This window comes from Verminephrobacter aporrectodeae subsp. tuberculatae, assembly GCF_026127385.1.
GTDB classification, from domain to species: Bacteria; Pseudomonadota; Gammaproteobacteria; order Burkholderiales; family Burkholderiaceae_C; genus Acidovorax; species Acidovorax aporrectodeae.
In genome coordinates, this window is the sequence record NZ_QZCX01000003.1 from 881,765 (window position 1) to 900,776 (window position 19,012).

At 67.5% G+C, this 19,012-nt stretch carries 8 protein-coding genes; 5 read left to right on the forward strand and 3 right to left on the reverse strand.

Annotation, left to right across the window (positions count from 1 at the left end):
* Positions 1 to 548 precede the first annotated feature (548 nt).
* Positions 549 to 13,322 carry an Ig-like domain-containing protein gene (locus D5041_RS19035; RefSeq protein ID WP_265285481.1) on the forward strand — a complete coding sequence of 4,258 codons (12,774 nt, stop codon included), beginning with the start codon at positions 549 to 551 and terminating at the stop codon, positions 13,320 to 13,322.
* A gap of 109 nt (positions 13,323 to 13,431) precedes the next feature.
* Here the strand turns inward: D5041_RS19035 and D5041_RS19040 are convergent, their stop codons facing one another.
* Positions 13,432 to 13,689 carry an ArsR/SmtB family transcription factor gene (locus D5041_RS19040; protein WP_265285482.1) on the reverse strand — a complete coding sequence of 86 codons (258 nt, stop codon included), beginning with the start codon at positions 13,687 to 13,689 and terminating at the stop codon, positions 13,432 to 13,434.
* Positions 13,690 to 13,839: 150 nt separating this feature from the next.
* Between D5041_RS19040 and D5041_RS19045 the strand changes: the two genes are divergently transcribed.
* Positions 13,840 to 15,216, forward strand: a complete 1,377-nt coding sequence (locus tag D5041_RS19045; protein WP_265285483.1) for an MFS transporter — start codon at positions 13,840 to 13,842, stop codon at positions 15,214 to 15,216.
* 43 nt (positions 15,217 to 15,259) lie between these two features.
* Here D5041_RS19045 and D5041_RS19050 read toward each other — a convergent pair whose 3' ends face one another.
* Positions 15,260 to 16,333: an alpha/beta hydrolase gene (locus D5041_RS19050; protein ID WP_265285484.1), complete on the reverse strand. Its 1,074-nt coding sequence runs from the start codon at positions 16,331 to 16,333 to the stop codon at positions 15,260 to 15,262.
* A 116-nt stretch (positions 16,334 to 16,449) separates the two neighbouring features.
* Positions 16,450 to 17,220: a flagellar basal body P-ring formation chaperone FlgA gene (gene flgA, locus D5041_RS19055; protein WP_265285485.1), complete on the reverse strand. Its 771-nt coding sequence runs from the start codon at positions 17,218 to 17,220 to the stop codon at positions 16,450 to 16,452.
* Positions 17,221 to 17,403: 183 nt separating this feature from the next.
* Here flgA and D5041_RS19060 point away from each other — a divergent pair, with 183 nt between their 5' ends.
* Genes D5041_RS19060 through D5041_RS19070 form a run of 3 tightly spaced genes read left to right on the forward strand, consistent with a single transcriptional unit; the run spans position 17,404 to position 18,994 of the window.
* The gene (locus tag D5041_RS19060) at positions 17,404 to 17,862 is read left to right on the forward strand and encodes a flagellar basal body rod protein FlgB (RefSeq protein WP_265259048.1); all 459 of its coding nucleotides are present in this window, start codon (positions 17,404 to 17,406) and stop codon (positions 17,860 to 17,862) included.
* Positions 17,863 to 17,895: 33 nt separating this feature from the next.
* Entirely contained in the window at positions 17,896 to 18,300 is a 405-nt protein-coding gene (gene flgC, locus D5041_RS19065) for a flagellar basal body rod protein FlgC (RefSeq protein WP_265259049.1), read from the forward strand.
* 22 nt (positions 18,301 to 18,322) lie between these two features.
* Positions 18,323 to 18,994, forward strand: coding sequence for a flagellar hook assembly protein FlgD (locus tag D5041_RS19070; RefSeq protein ID WP_265285486.1), 672 nt, complete (start codon positions 18,323 to 18,325; stop codon positions 18,992 to 18,994).
* Positions 18,995 to 19,012: the final 18 nt, after the last annotated feature.

Below are 19,012 nucleotides of genomic sequence, written 5' to 3' on the forward strand. Positions count from 1 at the left end.
GCCTTCGTGCACAGGGCTTGGCTGAGCGCGCCCACGGCCAGCGTCAACGCCCCGACGAACACCCTCCGCGCAAACCTCATGAGGCCTTGCTTTCGGCGGTTTCATGAAGCCAGCGTCGAACGATTCCGATCCAGCAGGCAGCAAGCCAGCATCTGTGCGTCCGCCTGACTCGTCCGTACAAACCAGGGTTTGCACGGACTGAGAAATCCGCGTTTATTGCACTCGCACAAGCCAAAGGGTCCGGCCCGTAGCGCGCGGGCGCCTGAACGCGCGCAGGGCCCGGCGATGCGCAGCAACAGCAGGCCCTTGGCCGCGCCAAAGGGGTGGACGAGATCACCGCCTGCGCCATGTGTTCCGCACAAGGGTCGAGCGGTGGCGCGCGAGGGTACGCCGGGTCGGCCTGAGGAATTGCCGAATAAAACGCCGGCCTATGTTCAAATGTGCATCACTTTTGTTACGTTTCCGTTCCCGTTGCGGTGGGATCCCAACCCGTCGCAGGGGCTGCGCCCCGAGTCCGCCACCGCACACCACCCGCTCAAGGAAACACCATGGCTATCACTTCCGTCAGCATTCGGGCCGACAAATACAAGCTGGGCAAGGGTGAATCGACCACCGTGCATTTCAGGTTCAACGAAACGCCGCGGCACGTGGCTTTCAACCTCGTCGACGACTGTACGACCATGCCGTCCGGTACCCGCTGGACCAGCGGGTTGACCAGGGACCCCGACGATAGCCGTCACTACTGGGCCACACTGAGTGCGGATGACAACAGGGAAGACTGTGGCGGCCGCATCACCATAGAACATATCAATCTGATAGCAGATGAGACCGGCGATGCGGGCTCAGGGGTCTCCCAATCCGATTGGATTTCCGTCGATACCGTCAACCCCCGGCTTGAGCGCATCACGCTCGACGACACCAACCTCCAAATCGGCAAAACCACCAGGGTCAGGTTCGTTTTCAACGAGATAGTCAGCGTCGCAAGCGTCAGGGCAGCCATCGACCTCTCCAATGCCCATGGCACGCTGGGCGACCTCTACAGCATCACCGGCGGCGACACCTGGATCGCCATCTTCACCCCCACAGCCCACACGGCAAACACCGCAGATTGCAAGATCGGCCTGAACGTCAGCCAGGTGCGCGACCTGCATGGCAACGCGGGACAGGACTCCTCCGGCGGAAGCAACCCCGTCTACAGCGGCAACTACACCGTCAACACCTGGAACCCCGCGCTGAACGCCATCACGTCCGTCAACATTCGGCTCGAAAGCCATACGCTGGTCAGTGATGCAAGCATCGTCGTGCATTTCGAATTCAACCAAGCGCCGTTGGCGTCGAGCTTCACCCTCAGCGACGTGGTGCTGCCACGGGGCATTGGCTGGCGTGGCGAACTGCGCCAGGACCCGGGCGATGCCAAGCACTTCTCCGCCACGATGGTGCCGACCATGAACGGCCATTTCAACGCCCGCGTCAGCCTGGACCTTGCCAGGGTGACCAATGCGGGCGGCCATCAGGGCTCCGGGGTCTTCCACTCCGCAGAGTTTGCTTTCGACAACATATTGCCCCATCTCAGAATCATCACGGTCTCCGACAGCTACCTGGGCGCGGGCGAAACCGCCACCGTCACTTTCCTCTTCGACGAGGCCATCGCCAACTTCACCATCGACCAAATCGACTTGAGCAACGCCCATGGCACGCTGAGCGCGCCCACGCGCAACCAAGACGGCAAAACCTGGACCGCGATCTTCACGCCCACGGCCAACGTCAGCGACACCACCAACACCATCAGCGTGGACATGGGCACCGTGCGCGACCTCGCAGGCAACGCCGGCACAGGCCGCGTCACCGGCTCCAACTTCCAGGTGCGCACCACCGAATCCGCCAGCAGCATGCAGACCACGACCGTCACTGCCGTGAACATTTGGCTCGAAGGCGATGTTCTGCGCGCCGGCGTGAACCTCGTGGTGCATTTCGAGTTCAACGGATGGCCGTTGGAGTCGAGTTTCACCCTCAGCGACGTGGTGCTGCCACGGGCTCTGGATTGGGTTGGCAGCCTGAGCAGGGACCCCAACAATGCCAAGCATTTCTACGCCACGCTGGGGACGGGATATCTCGTGGAGAATTCCGACAACCGAATCTTTCTGGACCTTGCCCACGTGACCGACGCGGATGGCCATCAGGGATCCGGCGTCGGATGGTCCCGGTATTTCGTTTCCGACACCATACGGCCCCTGCTCGACAGCATCACGGTCGCCGGAATCCGCTTTGACACAGAGGGAAGAGCCACCCTCGCCGTCACCTTCAGCTTCGCCGAGGAGATCACCGACTTCGGCACCGACGACGTCGACCTGAGCGACACCCACGGCACGCTGAGCGCGCTCACGCGCGGCTCAGATGGAAGATTCTGGAACGCCACCCTCACCGTCCCGGCGAATACCAACGACACGAGCAACACCATCAGCGTGAACATGAGCGGCCTGCGCGACCTGGCGGGCAATACCGGCGAAGACCGTTTCACCAGTTCCAACTTTCAGTTGGACACCACGGGACCCATCGCCACCATCACGCTGGCCCAGAGCACGCTCAAATTCGGCGAAACCACCACCGTCACCTTCCGCTTCGACCAAGCCGTCACCGACTTCACGAGCGACGACGTCGTGCTCACGCATGCCAGCGGCACGCTGGGCGCACTCACTGCGCTGGGCTCCGACGGCAAAACCTGGACGGCGATCTTTACGCCCCAGGCCATCACCAACGCCACGACCGGCAGCATCGGCATGAACCTTGCCGGTGTGCGCAGCACTGCCGGCAAGGCCGGCATAGGCTCCGCCAGCAGCGCCAACTACACCGTGGACACCCTGCCCCCCAGCGCCACCATCCACTTGGCCGACAGCCGCCTCACGGTGGGCGAAACGACGACCGTCCGCTTCGTCTTCAACGAGCCCGTCACCGGCTTTGACGCGAGCGACGTAGACCTCTCGGACGCCAACGGCACGCTCGGTCCGCTCAGCGCCGACGCCGACGGCAGAACCTGGAGCGCCCCCTTCACGCCCACGGCCAACGTGGAGGACGCGAGCAACACCATCCGCGTGAACCTCGGGGGGGTCACCGACGCCACAGGCAACGCCGGTATTGGCAGCGCCTACAGCCCCAACTACACAATCGCCACCCGGGGACCCGTCGCCACCATCACGCTCGCCGACACCAGCCTCACGGTGGGCCAAACCACCACCGCCATCTTCCTCTTCAACACGCTCACCACCGGCTTCACGGCAGACGACATCGACCTCATCGAGGCCAACGGCACGCTCGGCGAGCTCATGCCCTTCGCAGACGGCAAGACCTGGACCGCGATCTTCACGCCCACGGCCAACCTGGCAAACGTCCGCAACCGCATCATCGTGAACCTCTCCGGTGTGATCGACGCCGCAACGGGCCTGGCCGGCAGCGGCCGTGCCGCCAGCGCCGACTACGCCATCGACACCACCACCGTGCACCCCACCGCCCGCATCACGCTGGCCGACAGCAGCCTCGCGATAGGCGACACCACCCTCGTCACCTTCCGCTTCAGTGAGCGCGTCAACGGCTTCACGGCGGACGACGTCGTGCTCACGGACGCGAATGGCACGCTGGGCCCCCTCACGGCCGATCCGGACGGCAAAACCTGGACCGCCACGTTCACCCCCGCAGCCAACACCGAGAACAGCAGCAATACCATCGGCGTGAACCTGGCCGGCGTGACCAACGCCGCAGGCCGGGCCGGCGTGGGCCAGTCCACCAGCTTCGGCTACCTGATAGACACCCGGCAGCCCACGGTGCGCTCCCTCGCCATCGCGGACGCCCAGCTTGGCATCGGCGAATCGACCACCGTCACCCTCACCTTCTCCGAAGCGCTGAATCAAAGCAGCCTCGCCCTGGCGGACCTCTCCCTGTCGAACCTCTATGGTCAGTGGTCCTCGGAGAACAACCGCGGCGCATTGTCCAACCTGCGCACCAGCGACGGCATCAGCTGGCAGATCACCCTCACGGCCCCGACTTCCGGCAGCTCATCGGCGGACAACCTCATCAGCCTTCGCCAAAGATTCACCGACGTCGCGGGCAACACGGGCCCGCGGGATTCGAGGAATTTCAGCGAAGTCCTCTACAGCATCGACCTCGTGCGCCCGAGCGCGACCATTGCGCTGGCCGACTCCAGCCTCACCGTGGGCGAGAGCACCCGCGTCACCTTCCGCTTCAGCGAGCCCGTCACCGACTTCACGATGGATGACATCGTGCTCAGCGACGCCAACGGCACGCTGAGCGCATTCACCGCCGACACCGACGGCAAAACCTGGACCGCCCTCTTCACGCCCACGGCCAACGTGAACGACGCGACGAACACCCTCCGCGTGAACCTCGGCGGCGTGCGCGACATCGCAGGCAACACCGGCGAGGGCCAGGCCACCAGCGCCAGCTACGCGGTAGACACCATCGACCCCACGCGCCCCTACGCCACCATCACGCTGACCGACAGCGTCCTCACCGCGGGCGAAACCACCACCGTCACCTTTCACTTCAGCGAATCCGTCACCGGCTTCGCGAGCGACGACATCGTGCTCACCGACGCCAACGGCACGCTGGGCGCGTTGAACAGCACAGATGGCGGCAGAACCTGGAGCGCCGTCTTCACGCCCGCGCCCAACGTCAACGACAGCAGCAACACCATCAGCGTGAACCTGGCCGGCGTGACCAACGCCGCAGGCCGGGCCGGAGTGGGCCACTCCCGCAGCGCCAACTACAGCGTGGACACGCGCGACACCAGCGCCCCCACGGCGACCATCACGCTGGCCGACACCGCGCTCACCGCGGGCGAAACCACCACCGTCAGCATCCGCTTCAACGAGCCCGTCACCGGCTTCGACGCCAGCGACGTCGTGCTCACCGACGCCAACGGCACGCTGGGCGCGCTCACGCCGAACGCCGAGCGCACGCTCTGGACGGCCACCTTCACGCCCACGGACAAGGTCAACGATAGGGCGAATACGATCAGCGTAAACCTCGCCGGGGTGCGCGACGACGCGGGCAACGCCGGGGTGGGCACGGCCAGCAGCGCCAACTACAGCGTGGACACGCGCGACACCAGCGCCCCCACGGCGACCATCACGCTGGCCGACACCGCGCTCACCGCGGGCGAAACCACCACCGTCAGCATCCGCTTCAACGAACCCGTCACCGGCTTGGACGCCAGCGACGTCGTGCTCACCGACGCCAACGGCACGCTGGGCGCGCTCACGCCGAACGCCGAGCGCACGCTCTGGACGGCGACCTTCACGCCCACGGACAAGGTCAGCACCCTGGTGAATACCATCCGGGTAAACCTCGCCGGGGTGCGCGACGACGCGGGCAACGCCGGGGTGGGCAGCGCCAGCAGCACCAACTACTCCGTCGATACCGTGCGCCCCACGGCGACCATCACGCTGGCCGACACCGCACTCACTGCGGGCGAGAGCACAACCGTCAGCATCACCTTCAACGAGCCCGTCACCGGCTTCGACGCCAGCGACGTCGTGCTCACCGACGCCAACGGCACGCTGGGCGCGCTCACGCCGAACGCCGAGCGCACGCTCTGGACGGCGACCTTCACGCCCACGGACAACGTCAGCGCCCTGGCCAATACCATCCGGGTAAACCTCGCCGGGGTGCGCGACGACGCGGGCAACGCCGGGGTGGGCAGCGCCAGCAGCACCAACTACTCCGTCGATACCGTGCGCCCCACGGCGACCATCACGCTGGCCGACAACGTGCTCACCAGGGGCCAGACCACGACCGTCAGCATCCGCTTCAACGAACCCGTCACCGGCTTCGACGCCAGCGACATCGTGCTCACCGACGCCAACGGCACGCTGGGCGCGCTCACGCCGAACGCCGAGCGCACGCTCTGGACGGCGACCTTCACGCCCACGGACAAGGTGGGCGATGCGACGAATACGATCAGCGTGAACCTCGCCGGCGTCGCCGACGCCGCGGGCAACGCCGGGGTGGGCACGGCCAGCAGCGCCAACTACAGCGTGGACACGCGCGACACCAGCGCCCCCACGGCCACCATCACGCTGGCCAACACCGCGCTCATCGCGGGCCAGACCACGACCGTCAGCTTCCGCTTCAACGAGCCCGTCACCGGCTTCGACGCCAGCGACGTCGTGCTCACCGACGCCAACGGCACGCTGGGCGCGCTCACGCCGAACGCCGAGCGCACGCTCTGGACGGCGACCTTCACGCCCAACGCCAACGCCAATGACGCGGTGAATACGATCAGCGTGAACCTCGCCGGCGTGCGCGACGACGCGGGCAACGCCGGCACCGGCAGCGCCAGCAGCGCCAACTACTCCGTGGACACCGTGCGCCCCACGGCGACCATCACGCTGGCCGACAGCGCGCTCACCGTGGACGAAACCACGACCGTCAGCTTCCGCTTCAACAAGCCCGTCAACGGCTTTGACACCGACGACATCGTGTACACCAACGGCACGCTGACAACGCCCACGGCCAACGCCGCGCGCACGGTCTGGACGGCCACCTATACGCCTGCGGAGGACATCAGCGCCCGGGTGAACACCATCCGCGTGAACCTCGCCGGCGTGACCGACGACGCGGGCAACACCGGGACCGGCAGCGCCATCAGCGCCAACTACTCCGTGGACAACACGCGCCCCACCGCGACGAGCATCACGCTGGCCGACAGCGCGCTCACCGCGGGCGAAACCACCACCGTCAGCTTCCGCTTCAACGAGCCCGTCAACGGCTTGGACACCAGCGACATCGTGTGCCCCAACGGCAGGCTGAGCACGCCCGTGGCGAACGCCGAGCGCACGCTCTGGACAGCGACCCTCACGCCCAACGCCCACGCCAACGCCCGGACGAACGCCATCCGCGTGGACCTCACCGGCGTGCGCGACGACGCGGGCAACGCCGGGACCGGCAGGGCCAGCAGCACCAACTACAGCGTGCACACCACGCGCCCCACGGCCACCATTACGCTGGCCGACAGCACGCTCACCGCGGGCGAGAGCACGACCGTCCGCTTCATCTTCAACGAGCCCGTCAACGGCTTGGACGCCAGCGACATCGTGTGCCCCAACGGCAGGCTGAGCCGGCCCACGGCGAACGCCGAGCGCACGCTCTGGACGGCGACCCTCACGCCCAACGCGGGCGCCAATGCTGCGACGAATACCATCCGCGTGGACCTTGCCGGCGTGACCAATGACGCGGGCAACGCCGGGACCGGCCGCGCCAGCAGCGACAACTACTCCGTCGATACCGTGCGGCCCACGGCGACCATCACGCTGGCCGACAACGCGCTCACCGTGGACAAAACCACCACCGTCAGCTTCCGCTTCAACGAGCCCGTCACCGGCTTGGACGCCAGCGACATCGTGCTCACTGAAGCCAACGGCACGCTGGGCACGCTCACGCACAACGCCGAGCGCACGGTCTGGACAGCCACCTTCACGCCCACGGCCAACGTCAGCGCCCTGGCCAATACCATCCGTGTGAACCTCAGCGGCGTGTCCGACGACGCGGGCAACGCCGGGACCGGCAGCGCCAGCAGCACCAACTACTCCGTCGATACCGAGCGCCCCACGGCGACCATCACGCTGGCCGACACCGCGCTCACTGCAGGCGAAACCACAACAGTCAGCTTCCGCTTCAACGAGCCCGTCACCGGCTTGGACGCCAGCGACATCGTGTGCACGAGCGGCACGCTGAGCCCACCCACGGCGAATGCCGAGCGCACCGTCTGGACAGCAACCTTCACACCCACGGCCAACGTCAGCGTCCTGACGAATACCATCCGCGTAAACCTCAGCGGCGTGTCCGACGCCGCGGGCAACGCCGGAACCGGCAGCGCCAGCAGCACCAACTACTCCGTCGATACCGAGCGCCCCACTGCCACCATCACGCTGGCCGACAGCACGCTCACCGCGGGCGAGAGCACGACAGTCAGCTTCCGCTTCAGCGAGCCCGTTACCGGCTTGGACGCCAGCGACATCGTGTGCACGAGCGGCACGCTGAGCCCACCCACGGCGAACGCCGAGCGCACGGTCTGGACGGCAACCTTCACACCCACGGCCAACATCAGCGCCCGGGCCAATACCATCAGCGTGAACCTCAGCGGCGTGTCCGACGACGCAGGCAACGCCGGGACCGGCAGCGCCAGCAGCACCAACTACTCCGTCGATACCGAGCGACCCACCGCGACCATCACGCTGGCCGACAGCGCGCTCACCGTGGGCGAAAGCACGACAGTCAGCTTCCGCTTCAACGAGCCCGTTACCGGCTTTGACACCAGCGACATCGTGTGCACGAGCGGCACGCTGAGCCCCCCCACGGCCAACGCCGAGCGCACGGTCTGGACAGCGACCTTCACGCCCACGGCCAACGTCAGCGCCGAGGCGAATACCATCCGCGTGAACCTCAGCGGCGTGTCCGACGACGCGGGCAACGCCGGGACCGGAAGCGCCAGCAGCACCAACTACTCCGTCGATACCGTGCGCCCCACGGCGACCATCACGCTGGCCGACAGCGCGCTCACCGCGGGCGAGAGCACGACAGTCAGCTTCCGCTTCAGCGAGCCCGTTACCGGCTTGGACGCCAGCGACATCGTGCTCACTGAAGCCAACGGCACGCTGAGTCCCCCCACGGCCAACGCCGAGCGCACGGTCTGGACGGCAACCTTCACGCCCACGGCCAACGTCAGCGTCCTGACGAATACCATCCGCGTAAACCTCAGCGGTGTGAGCGACGACGCGGGCAACGCCGGGACCGGCAGCGCCAGCAGCACCAACTACTCCGTCGATACCGTGCGCCCCACGGCGACCATCACGCTGGCCGACACCGTGCTCACAGCGGGCGAGAGCACGACAGTCAGCTTCCGCTTCAGCGAACCCGTTACCGGCTTTGACACCAGCGACATCGTGTGCACGAGCGGCACGCTGAGCCCTCCCACGGCCAACGCCGAGCGCACGGTCTGGACGGCGACATTTACGCCAACGGCCAACGCCAGCACCCCAACCAATACCATCCGTGCGAACCTCAGCGGTGTGCGCGACGACGCAGGCAACACCGGGGTGGGCACAGCCACCAGCACCCACTACAGCGTGGACACCAAGCGCCCCACGGCGACCATCACGCTGGCCGACACCGTACTCACCGCGGGCGAAAGCACAACAGTCAGCTTCCGCTTCAGCGAGCCCGTCAAAGACTTTGACCCCAGCGACATCGTGCTCACGGACGCCAACGGCACGCTGACAACGCCCACGGCCAACACCGAGCGCACGGTCTGGACGGCGACATTCACGCCCACGGCCAACGTCAGCGCCCCAACCAATACCATCCGTGCGAACCTCAGCGGTGTGCGCGACGACGCAGGCAACACCGGGGTGGGCACGGCCACCAGCACCAACTACTCCGTCGATACCCAGCGCCCCACGGCGACCATCACGCTGGCCGACACCGCACTCACCGCGGGCGAGACCACGACAGTCAGCTTCCGCTTCAGCGAGCCCGTCAAAGACTTTGACCCCAGCGACATCGTGCTCACGGACGCCAACGGCACGCTGACAACGCCCACGGCCAACACCGAGCGCACGGTCTGGACGGCGACATTCACGCCCACGGCCAACGTCAGCGCCCCGACCAATACCATCCGCGTAAACCTCAGCGGTGTGCGCGACGACGCAGGCAACGCCGGGACCGACACGGCATCCAGCAACAACTACTCCGTGGACACCACGCGCCCCACGGCGACCATCACGCTGGCCGACAGCAGACTCACCGCAGGCGAGACCACAACCGTCACCATCACCTTCAGCGAACCCGTCACCGGCTTGGACCCCAGCGACATCGTGTGCCCGGGCGGCACGCTGAGCCCGCCCACGGCGAACACCGAGCGCACGGTCTGGACGGCGACATTCACGCCCACGGCCAACGTCAGCGCCCAGGCCAATACCATCCGCGTAAACCTCAGCGGCGTGCGCGACGACGCGGGCAACGCCGGTACCGGCAGCGCCAGCAGCGGCAACTACTCCGTAGACACCCGGCCGGCAAACACCACCGGCCCCACGGCCACGATCACGCTGGCCGACAACGCGCTCACCGCGGGCGAGACCACAACCGTCACCATCACCTTCAACGAGCCCGTCAACCGCTTGGACGCCAGCGACATCGTGTGCACGAGCGGCACGCTGAGCCCGCCCACGGCCAACGCCGAGCGCACGGTCTGGACGGCGACCTTCACGCCCACGGCCAACGTCAGCGTCCTGGCCAACACCATCCACATAAACCTTGGCGGCGTGCGCAACGACGCAGGCAATGCCGGTACCGGCAGCGCCAGCAGCGACAACTACTCCGTCGATACCACACGCCCCACGGCGACCATCACGCTGGCCGACAGCGCGCTCACCGCGGGCAAGACCACGACCGTCAGCTTCCGCTTCAGCGAGCCCGTCACCGGCTTGGACGCCAGCGACATCGTGCTCACGGACGCCAACGGCACGCTGACCACTCCCACGGCCAACACCGAGCGCACGGTCTGGACGGCGACATTCACGCCCACGGCCAACGTCAGCGTCCTGACCAATACCATCCGCATAAACCTCGCCAACGTGAGCGACGACGCAGGCAATGCCGGGACCGACACTGCATCCAGCAACAACTACTCCGTCGATACCACGCGCCCCACGGCGACCATTGCGCTGGCCGACAGCGCGCTCACCGCGGGCAAGACCACGACCGTCAGCTTCCGCTTCAGCGAGCCCGTCACCGGCTTGGACACCAGCGACATCGTGTGCCCCAACGGCACGCTGAGCACGCCCACGGCGAACACCGAGCGCACGGTCTGGACGGCGACATTCACGCCCACGGCCAACATTAGCGCCGGGGCAAATACCCTCCGTGTGAACCTCAGCGGCGTGCGCGACGACGCGGGCAACGCGGGTACCGGCAGCGCCAGCAGCGACAACTACTCCGTAGACACCCGGCCGGCAGACACCACCGGTCCCACGGCCACGATCACGCTGGCCGACAGCGCGCTCACCGCGGGCAAGACCACGACAGTCACCATCACCTTCAGCGAACCCGTCAACGGCTTGGACCCCAGCGACATCGTGTCCCCGGGCGGCACGCTGAGCCCGCCCACGGCCAACGCCGAGCGCACGGTCTGGACAGCGACCTTCACGCCCACGGCCAACGTCAGCGCCCGGGCCAATACCATCCACATAAACCTTGGCGGTGTGCGCGACGACGCGGGCAACACCGGGACCGGCAGCGCCTCCAGCGACAACTACTCCGTCGATACCACGCGCCCCACGGCGACCATCACGCTGGCCGACAGCGTGCTCACCGCGGGCGAGAGCACAACCGTCACCATCACCTTCAGCGAACCCATCACCGGCTTGGACCCCAGCGACATCGTGTGCCCGGGCGGCACGCTGAGCCCGCCCACGGCCAACGCCGAGCGCACGGTCTGGACGGCGACCTTTACGCCCACGGCCAACGTCAACGCCGGGACGAACACCATCCGCGTAAACCTCGCCCATGTGCGCGACGACGCAGGCAACGCCGGGACCGACACCGCCTCCAGCAACAACTACTCCGTGGACACCACACGCCCCACGGCGACCATCGCGCTGGCCGACAACGCGCTCACCGCGGGCGAGAGCACAACCGTCACCATCACCTTCAACGAGCCCGTCAACGGCTTTGACCCCAGCGACATCGTGTGCACGAGCGGCACGCTGAGTCCCCCCACGGCCAACACCGAGCGCACGGTCTGGATAGCGACATTCACGCCCACGGCCAACGTCAGCGCCGGGGAAAATACCATCCGCGTCAACCTCGCCGGCGTAACCAACGACGCAGGCAACGCCGGGACCGGCAGCGCCAGCAGCGCCAACTACAGCGTGGACACCCGACCGGCAAACACCACCGGCCCCACGGCCACCCTCACGCTGGCCGACACCCAGCTGACCGTGGGCGAAACCACAACAGTCACCATCGCCTTCAACGAGCCCGTCACCGACTTCACGCGCGACGACCTCGTGCTCAGCAATGCCAACGGCACATTCACCGACCCCACGACGAATGACCAAGGCAGAACCTGGACGGCGACATTCACCCCCACGGCCGGCGTCGAGAACAACAGCAACACCATCAGCGTGAACCAGGAGGGCGTGCGCAACGCCGCAGGCCGCGCCGGCACCGGCCACGCCCATAGCGCCCGCTACCAAATCGACACCCGGGCCCCGGTGCTCGCCAGCGCCACGGTGAACGCGAGCCAGCTGGTGCTGCGCTACACCGAGGGGACCAGTCTGGACGCGGCGCATGTCCCGCCCGCCACGGCCTTCACGGTGCGCGTCGATAAGGTACTCACCGCCGTCACCGCCATCGCGGTAGGCGCGCAGGAAAAGACCGTGAGCCTGACGCTGGCCACCGCTGTCGCCAACGGCCAGGCAGTGAGCGTCGCCTACACCGACCCCACAACCGGCAACGATGCCAACGCCATACAGGACACGGCCGGCAACGACGCGGCCAGTTTCGCGGCCATGCCGGTGGACAACCGCACCCCCGCGCCACCGAGCCCGGCTCCAAGTCCGGGTCCAGCCCCGAGCCCATCGCCCCCGGAAGGCCCGGCGCCCAAGGACACCAAGGACACGGACGGCGACAGCATTCCCGACAGCCTCGAAGACCCGACCCCCGGTATCTCCGGCCCCTCTGGCGCAGCCCCCATCACCGGCGACGGCAACGGAGACGGCGTCCAGGACAGCACGCAAGCGGCAGTGGGATCGACCCGCGTCACCGTCCGCCCCACCGGCGGAGAAAGCGCAAGCAGCACCCCCGTGACCCTGGTGGCCGGCAGCCAGGACGGCAAGCTGGACCCGGACAGCGGCGCCCGCATCACCCGCCTGGAGCAAAAGGACGCCCCCACCCAACTGCCCCAGGCAATGGAGATGCCCCTCGGGCTGCTGCGCTTCGAGGCGAGGCTGGCCGCAGGCCACGGCAGCGAGACGTTCAGCCTGTATCTGGACCCCGCGCTGGGCGTGGGCGGCTACTGGGTGAAAGACGGCACCGACACCTGGGTCAACCTGAGCAGTGCGCCCTACGGCGGCAAGATGGTGAGCGAAGGCGGGCGGCTGCGGCTGGACTTTGCAATCACCGATGGCGGACCGTTCGACGCCGACGGCCAGGCCAACGGCGCCATCACCGCGCCCGGTGCCGCAGCGCAGATGCCGCTGTCCATCGTGGGGCAGGCCTCGGATGGGGTGGCCGGCAACCTCTGGCTTTGAAGAAGGCAGCCCCCGAAGTTGCCTCCTTGCACCTTTCATGATCCGTTCGGAACACCCCGGATGATGAAAGATACTGAGAGGTGTGCGGGCCAGCGCGGGTAGAGATCGGTCAAACGCCGATCACTCGTACCCCAGCCAGACTCTCCAGCGCGTTCACGACATGGGGTCCGGCCAGTCGGTAGTAGCGATGGCGGCCCTGGCGCTGGACGGTCAGCAGCCCGCCGTCCAGCAGTTTCGCCAGGTGCGCACTCGCGGTCTGCGCGGTCACGCCCGCCGCCTCGGCCAGGGCGCCGGCCGGCCAGGAGCCTCCGTCCGCCCAGCTGATCAGCATCACGGAGCGCACGGGCTCGCCGATCAAATGGGCCACCCCGTGGAGATGTGGTGCGTCGTCATCGGGCCTTCCTTTCGGATACACGCAGAGAGGTCCGCGCGGCCTCCCCCTATTTCGATACGCAGCGAAGTATGTTCCTTTGGCCGATGGCTATAGTCCATTGCATCGAGGAAGCAGGAGCGTCACATGCCATGGACCCCACTGAATCCACAGCGCCGCGTGCTGAATGCGACGAGCCTCAGCTACGTCATCGTCATACTCGATACGTCCATCGTGAACGTCGCCCTGGAACCCATTGCCGCCTCGCTGGGTGCCAGCGTGGCCGGACTGCAATGGGTCGTGACCGCTTACACGCTGGCTTTTGCGAGCCTGTTGCTCAGCGGGGGCGCCCTGGGCGATCGGATCGGGGCGAAGCCGACCTACATCGCGGGCCTCCTGATTTTCGCGCTGGCCTCGGCCCTGTGCGCTCTGGCGCCCTCCCTGCCGGTGCTGATCGCGGCCCGGGTGCTGCAAGGGATCGGTGCAGCCCTGCTGGTGCCGTGCGCATTGGCCCTGATCACCGCGGCCTATCCCACGCCCGACGGGCGCGCGCGGGCGATCGGCATATGGGCCGGCTTTGGCGGTATCGCGATGGCCGCCGGACCGCTCGTGGGCGGGCTGCTCATTCATCTGCTGGGCTGGCGCAGCATCTTCTTCGTGAACCTGCCCATCGCCTTGGTGGGCACATGGCTTGCCAGCCGGATCGAGGCGGTGGCGCCTCCCGCGCCCGCCAGCAGGAGGCTGGATGCCCTTGGCCAGGTCCTGGTGATCGTCGCGCTCGCGTTGTCGGTGGCGCTGCTGATCGAGGGCGAGCGGCTTGGATGGCAAAACGCCTGGGTCCGGATGGGGACATGCACCGCCGTCGCCGCGTGGGTCCTGTTTTTGCGCGTCGAAAGCAGAACCCGCGATCCGCTGATGCCCTTGAGACTGTTTCGCAGCAGCGCCTTTTTCGCTGCCACGGTCGTTTCCCTGGTTTCGGCGCTGGTCTTCTACGGGTTGTTCTTTCTGCTCAGCCTGTATTTCCAGACCCTGCGCGGGTGGCCGCCGCTGCGCACGGGATGCGCCTTCCTGCCCCTCACGGCATGTGTCACGGCGGGCAGTTTCTGGTCGGGGACCTTGACCCGGTCATACGGTCCCCGGCTCGTCGTGGGGGCCGGATTCCTGCTGTACGCCGCAGGGTTCGCCGGGCTGTATGCCTTGTCGGCGGATACGCCGTACTGGCGCGCTGCCCTGTGTTTTCCCATCGTGGGACTGGGCAGCGGGCTCATCACACCCGCCGCCACCACCCTGCTGATGGGCGCCGCGGAGACGGCCCGTGCGGGAGTCGCTGCGGGTGTCCTGAATGCCAGCCGCCAAACGGGCTCGGCGTTTGGCGTGGCAATCTTCGGCACACTGTTGGGGGGCGCTGCGTCCATGGCCACCAGCATACGGACCGCAGTGGGCACGGCCATCGCCCTGTCCCTGAGCGCCAACCTGCTCTGGGTCCTTGCGTTGCGCAAGAGGACCGAGGGCACGGCGGGTTAGCTGCCCTTGGCCCTTTTTTTACCGGGTGATGCGCGGCTCAGGCTCATCGGGACAGCCCCTTTGCCACCAACCAGTTCTGGACCCTTTGCGCAATCTCGTCCGAATTGCGATCCATCATCAGCATGTGCGAGTTCCCGTGCACGCCAAGCTTCGGCAGATCGATGCGCGTGGCGTCGGTGCCCTGCTGCTGAAGGGCTTTTTCAAAGCGCTCCAGGGTTTGGCTGGCCCGGGTCCAGAGGGTCGCGCGGTCCAGGTAATCGCCCCAAATGAAGAGGAACGGAATCCCCTTCAGCGCAGACAAATCCACCTTCTCCGGGTCCGGTGACCCCGAGGGCTCGATGGCGACCACGCCCCTGATCTTGTCCGGCGCCCTGAGTGCCGCGTTGAAGGCGAAATTCCCGCCCTGGCTGTGCACGACGATCACGCACGGGCATACCTTCTGCACGTACTGGTCGTAGGCCGCCTGGGTCGCTGCGTCGTTGCTCGCCCAGCGGGGAATACTCTGCTTGGTGAATTGGTCAAAGGCTTCCACCGGGAACTGGGTGCCTTGCGCAAACACCTGGCGTTTGCCCGGGTCGGTGGCATACGAGCCTGGCGGGCCGATCCGGAACAACTCCCACGCCTCCTGCTTGGTGCGAAAGACCGGTTCGGTCTCGAAGATCTCCGGGTACCGTGCCCAGGACGCGCGGCCGCGCTCCACCGCGTCGCTCACGTAGACGTCGTGTCCGGCCTGGAGGAAGAAGCTCTGCCAGCCGGGTTGGCCGTCCGGTTTGGATTCCCAGGTGACGCCCGAGAGCCCACCGCCGTGCCACATGAGCAGCGGATAGCGCCCCTTGCGCGAGGCCGCGTCGAGCCGGATGTACTGCACGTACATTTGCCCGACCTCGAAATCGCCATTCGGATTCACGCGGCGCGGCGCCGCTCCGGCGGAGAAGACGAGCTCCTTCTCCGGCAAGCCGGACAGCGTCACCTGCCGCCCTCCGACATGGAAGCTGCCGACCTCTTTGACCACCACGACCCGATCCGCCGGCGGCATGCGGCTCTGGCCGCCCTGCTGCTGCGATGCGCAGCCCGATGCCAGCATGGCTGCGAGCACGATTCCTGAAATCGATTTCATGGTGTCTCCCGATCGACGTTCCCGTGGCCGCAGCGGCTGCTGGGCGGCGTGATTGTCGACAATATTGGGATCCACGCGATGGCGCCGTGGAAGACACCACCCCAGTGACCGCCGCGTCATTCCAGCGCCAGGTCCGCGCTGCTGCCATCCCGGACGACTGCGTTGACGATCCGGCCATTGTCCATGCGCACGCGCACCGTCTGCCCCGGCGCCCCGGCGGACAGCGCCTGCCCCGCCGCCGTGACGGCGTAGCCCGGCCCGCGTGCCAACACCTTCACCGGGGCGCCTGCGGGCAACAGGTTTTGCGTGCGCAGCATGTTCTGGCGCAGGGCCTGGCCCGCGCGCAGTGGCCGCGCGGCGGTCTGCCCCACCCATAGATCGGGGTGGGCCAGCACCGGCGCGGACTCGCCGGCCCAATCGACCTGCGCCTGCGCGGCGTCGTCGGCGCCGAGGACGGCGCCGGGCGCCACGTCGCGCGTCAACACCCAGGCAGGACCCCAGGCCCGCACGAGCACCGGCAGGAACACATTCCACGTGCCCGCTCCCGCCACGCAGCGCAGCCCCAGGCGCGTGCGCCCCCACAGGCGCGTGCCCACGGGCAGGTAGGGCTCGACCCGGGAACAGGGGGCGAGCCGCAAACGCGGGTCCAGCGCGCCGATATCCACCTGCATGCGCAGCGGCCACGGCGCCGGCTGGCCGCGTTCGTGCGCGAGCGCGTCCTCGATCCAGCGCTGCGCACGCGCGCCCAGCTGCGGCGCGGGATCGTCCACTCCCTGCTGCGCCAGCGCGCCGCCGCCCAGGGCCGCGCTCAGACCGAGCAGCCAGAGCGCGCACCGCAGCGGCGCAGGGCCGCGCGAAGGAGCGCAGGACAGGGTGGGCAACGGCATGGGGCCTCCTTGGGCGGACTCTCCGGGGCAGCGATGGGCACCGTGGACTATAGGCAGCGGCACCGCGCGCGAAGCCCCGAACTGCGGAGCCATTGGCGCGCTCTTTGTGCTTTGGAAAAGAAGCCCGCTTCCGATAATCCACACGAGACCCCGCAATCCTGCAATCCTGGGTGGGAGGCAGACATGATCGACAAGATGATCGGCCCGCTGAATTTTCACGGCAGCGCCCTGGTGCTGCGCGCACAGCGTCAGCGCGACCTCGCGAGCAATATCGCAAACGCCGACACGCCGGGCTACGTGGCGCGCGACTGGCGTTTCGGGCAGGCTCTGCGGCAAGCCAGCGGCATGGGTTCGGGCCTGGCCCTGCGCCCCGCCGAGGGCGCGCATGCCCCACCGGGCGCGGCCGGCACGGGAGTGACCGACCCCCGCCACATCCCCCTGCCCGCCATACAGCACGGCGCCGGGACGGACCAGGACACGCGGGCCTACGCGCTGCAAGCCGAGCCCAGCCTGGACGGCAACACGGTCGATCTGGACCGCGAGCGCGCCAGCTTCGTCGACAACGCCGTGCGCTACGAGGCCACGCTGCGCTTTCTCGACAGCAGCGCCAAGACCATGCTTGGCGCGATCCAGGGTCAGTAACTCAGCAAACGCTCCGGCGCGGCGGCCCACACCATGTCCATGTTCTCCATCTTCAACGTGTCCGGCAGCGCCATCAGCGCGCAGGCGCAGCGGCTGAACACCGTCGCGAGCAATCTGGCCAACGTGGACGCCGTCGCCGGCCCGGATGGCCAGGCGTACAGGGCGCGCCAGGTGGTCTTCCAGACGGCGCCCATGGGCGCAGACGGCGCAGCGGGCGTGCGCGTGATCGGCATGCGCCAGAGCGCCGTTCCCGGCCGGCGCGTGCATGACCCGGACAACCCCCTGGCCGACGCGCAGGGCTATGTGACGCATTCCAACGTGAACGCCGTGGAGGAGATGGTGAACATGATTTCCGCCTCCCGCTCGTACCAGAACAACGTCGAGGTCATGAACACGGCCAAGTCGCTGCTTCTCAAGACCCTGCAACTGGGCCAGTGACCGTGATTTCAGGAGACCCGCCATGATTCCCAGCGCCACCCCCGTTCCTTCCGCTCTTCCCGCAGTCACCGCCGCGAAGCAGCCGCCGGGCGCCAAACCCCAGGTCGGCGCAGCGGCCGCGCAGGAGCGGTTTCTGAAGCTGCTCGTCGCGCAGCTGAACAACCAGGACCCGATGAACCCGCTGGACAACGCGCAGATGACCTCGCAGATCGCGCAGATCAGCACGGTGAGCGGAATCGAGCAGCTCAACCAGACGGTGCAGGGGATGGCCGCGCAGTTCGGCGCGCTGCAATTCATGCAGGGCGCGGCGCTGGTCGGCCGCAGCGTGCTGAGCGAGGGTTCGGCGCTCGCAGTCGCTGGCAAGACCGGCAAGGGGGGCTTCGAGATCGCCGCGCCCGCGACCAACGTGCAGGTCGAGGTGCTGACCCCGGGCGGCCGGCTGCTCGAGCGCCTGGATCTCGGCGCCCAGGCCGCGGGCCGCCACAGCTTCGAATGGGACGCGAGCCGCTACCCGAACGAGCGCGGCGCGCTGCAATTTCGCGTCACCGCCACGGCCGGCGCGAACGCGCTGGAGAGCACCCCGCTGAGCCTGTCCCAGGTGAGCGCCGCCGGCACCGACGCGGACGGTCAACTGGTTCTGACCCTGGCGAATGGCCAAAGCATCGGCTACCGCCAGATCAAGGCCCTGGTTTAGGTTGCAATCGGAAAGGAG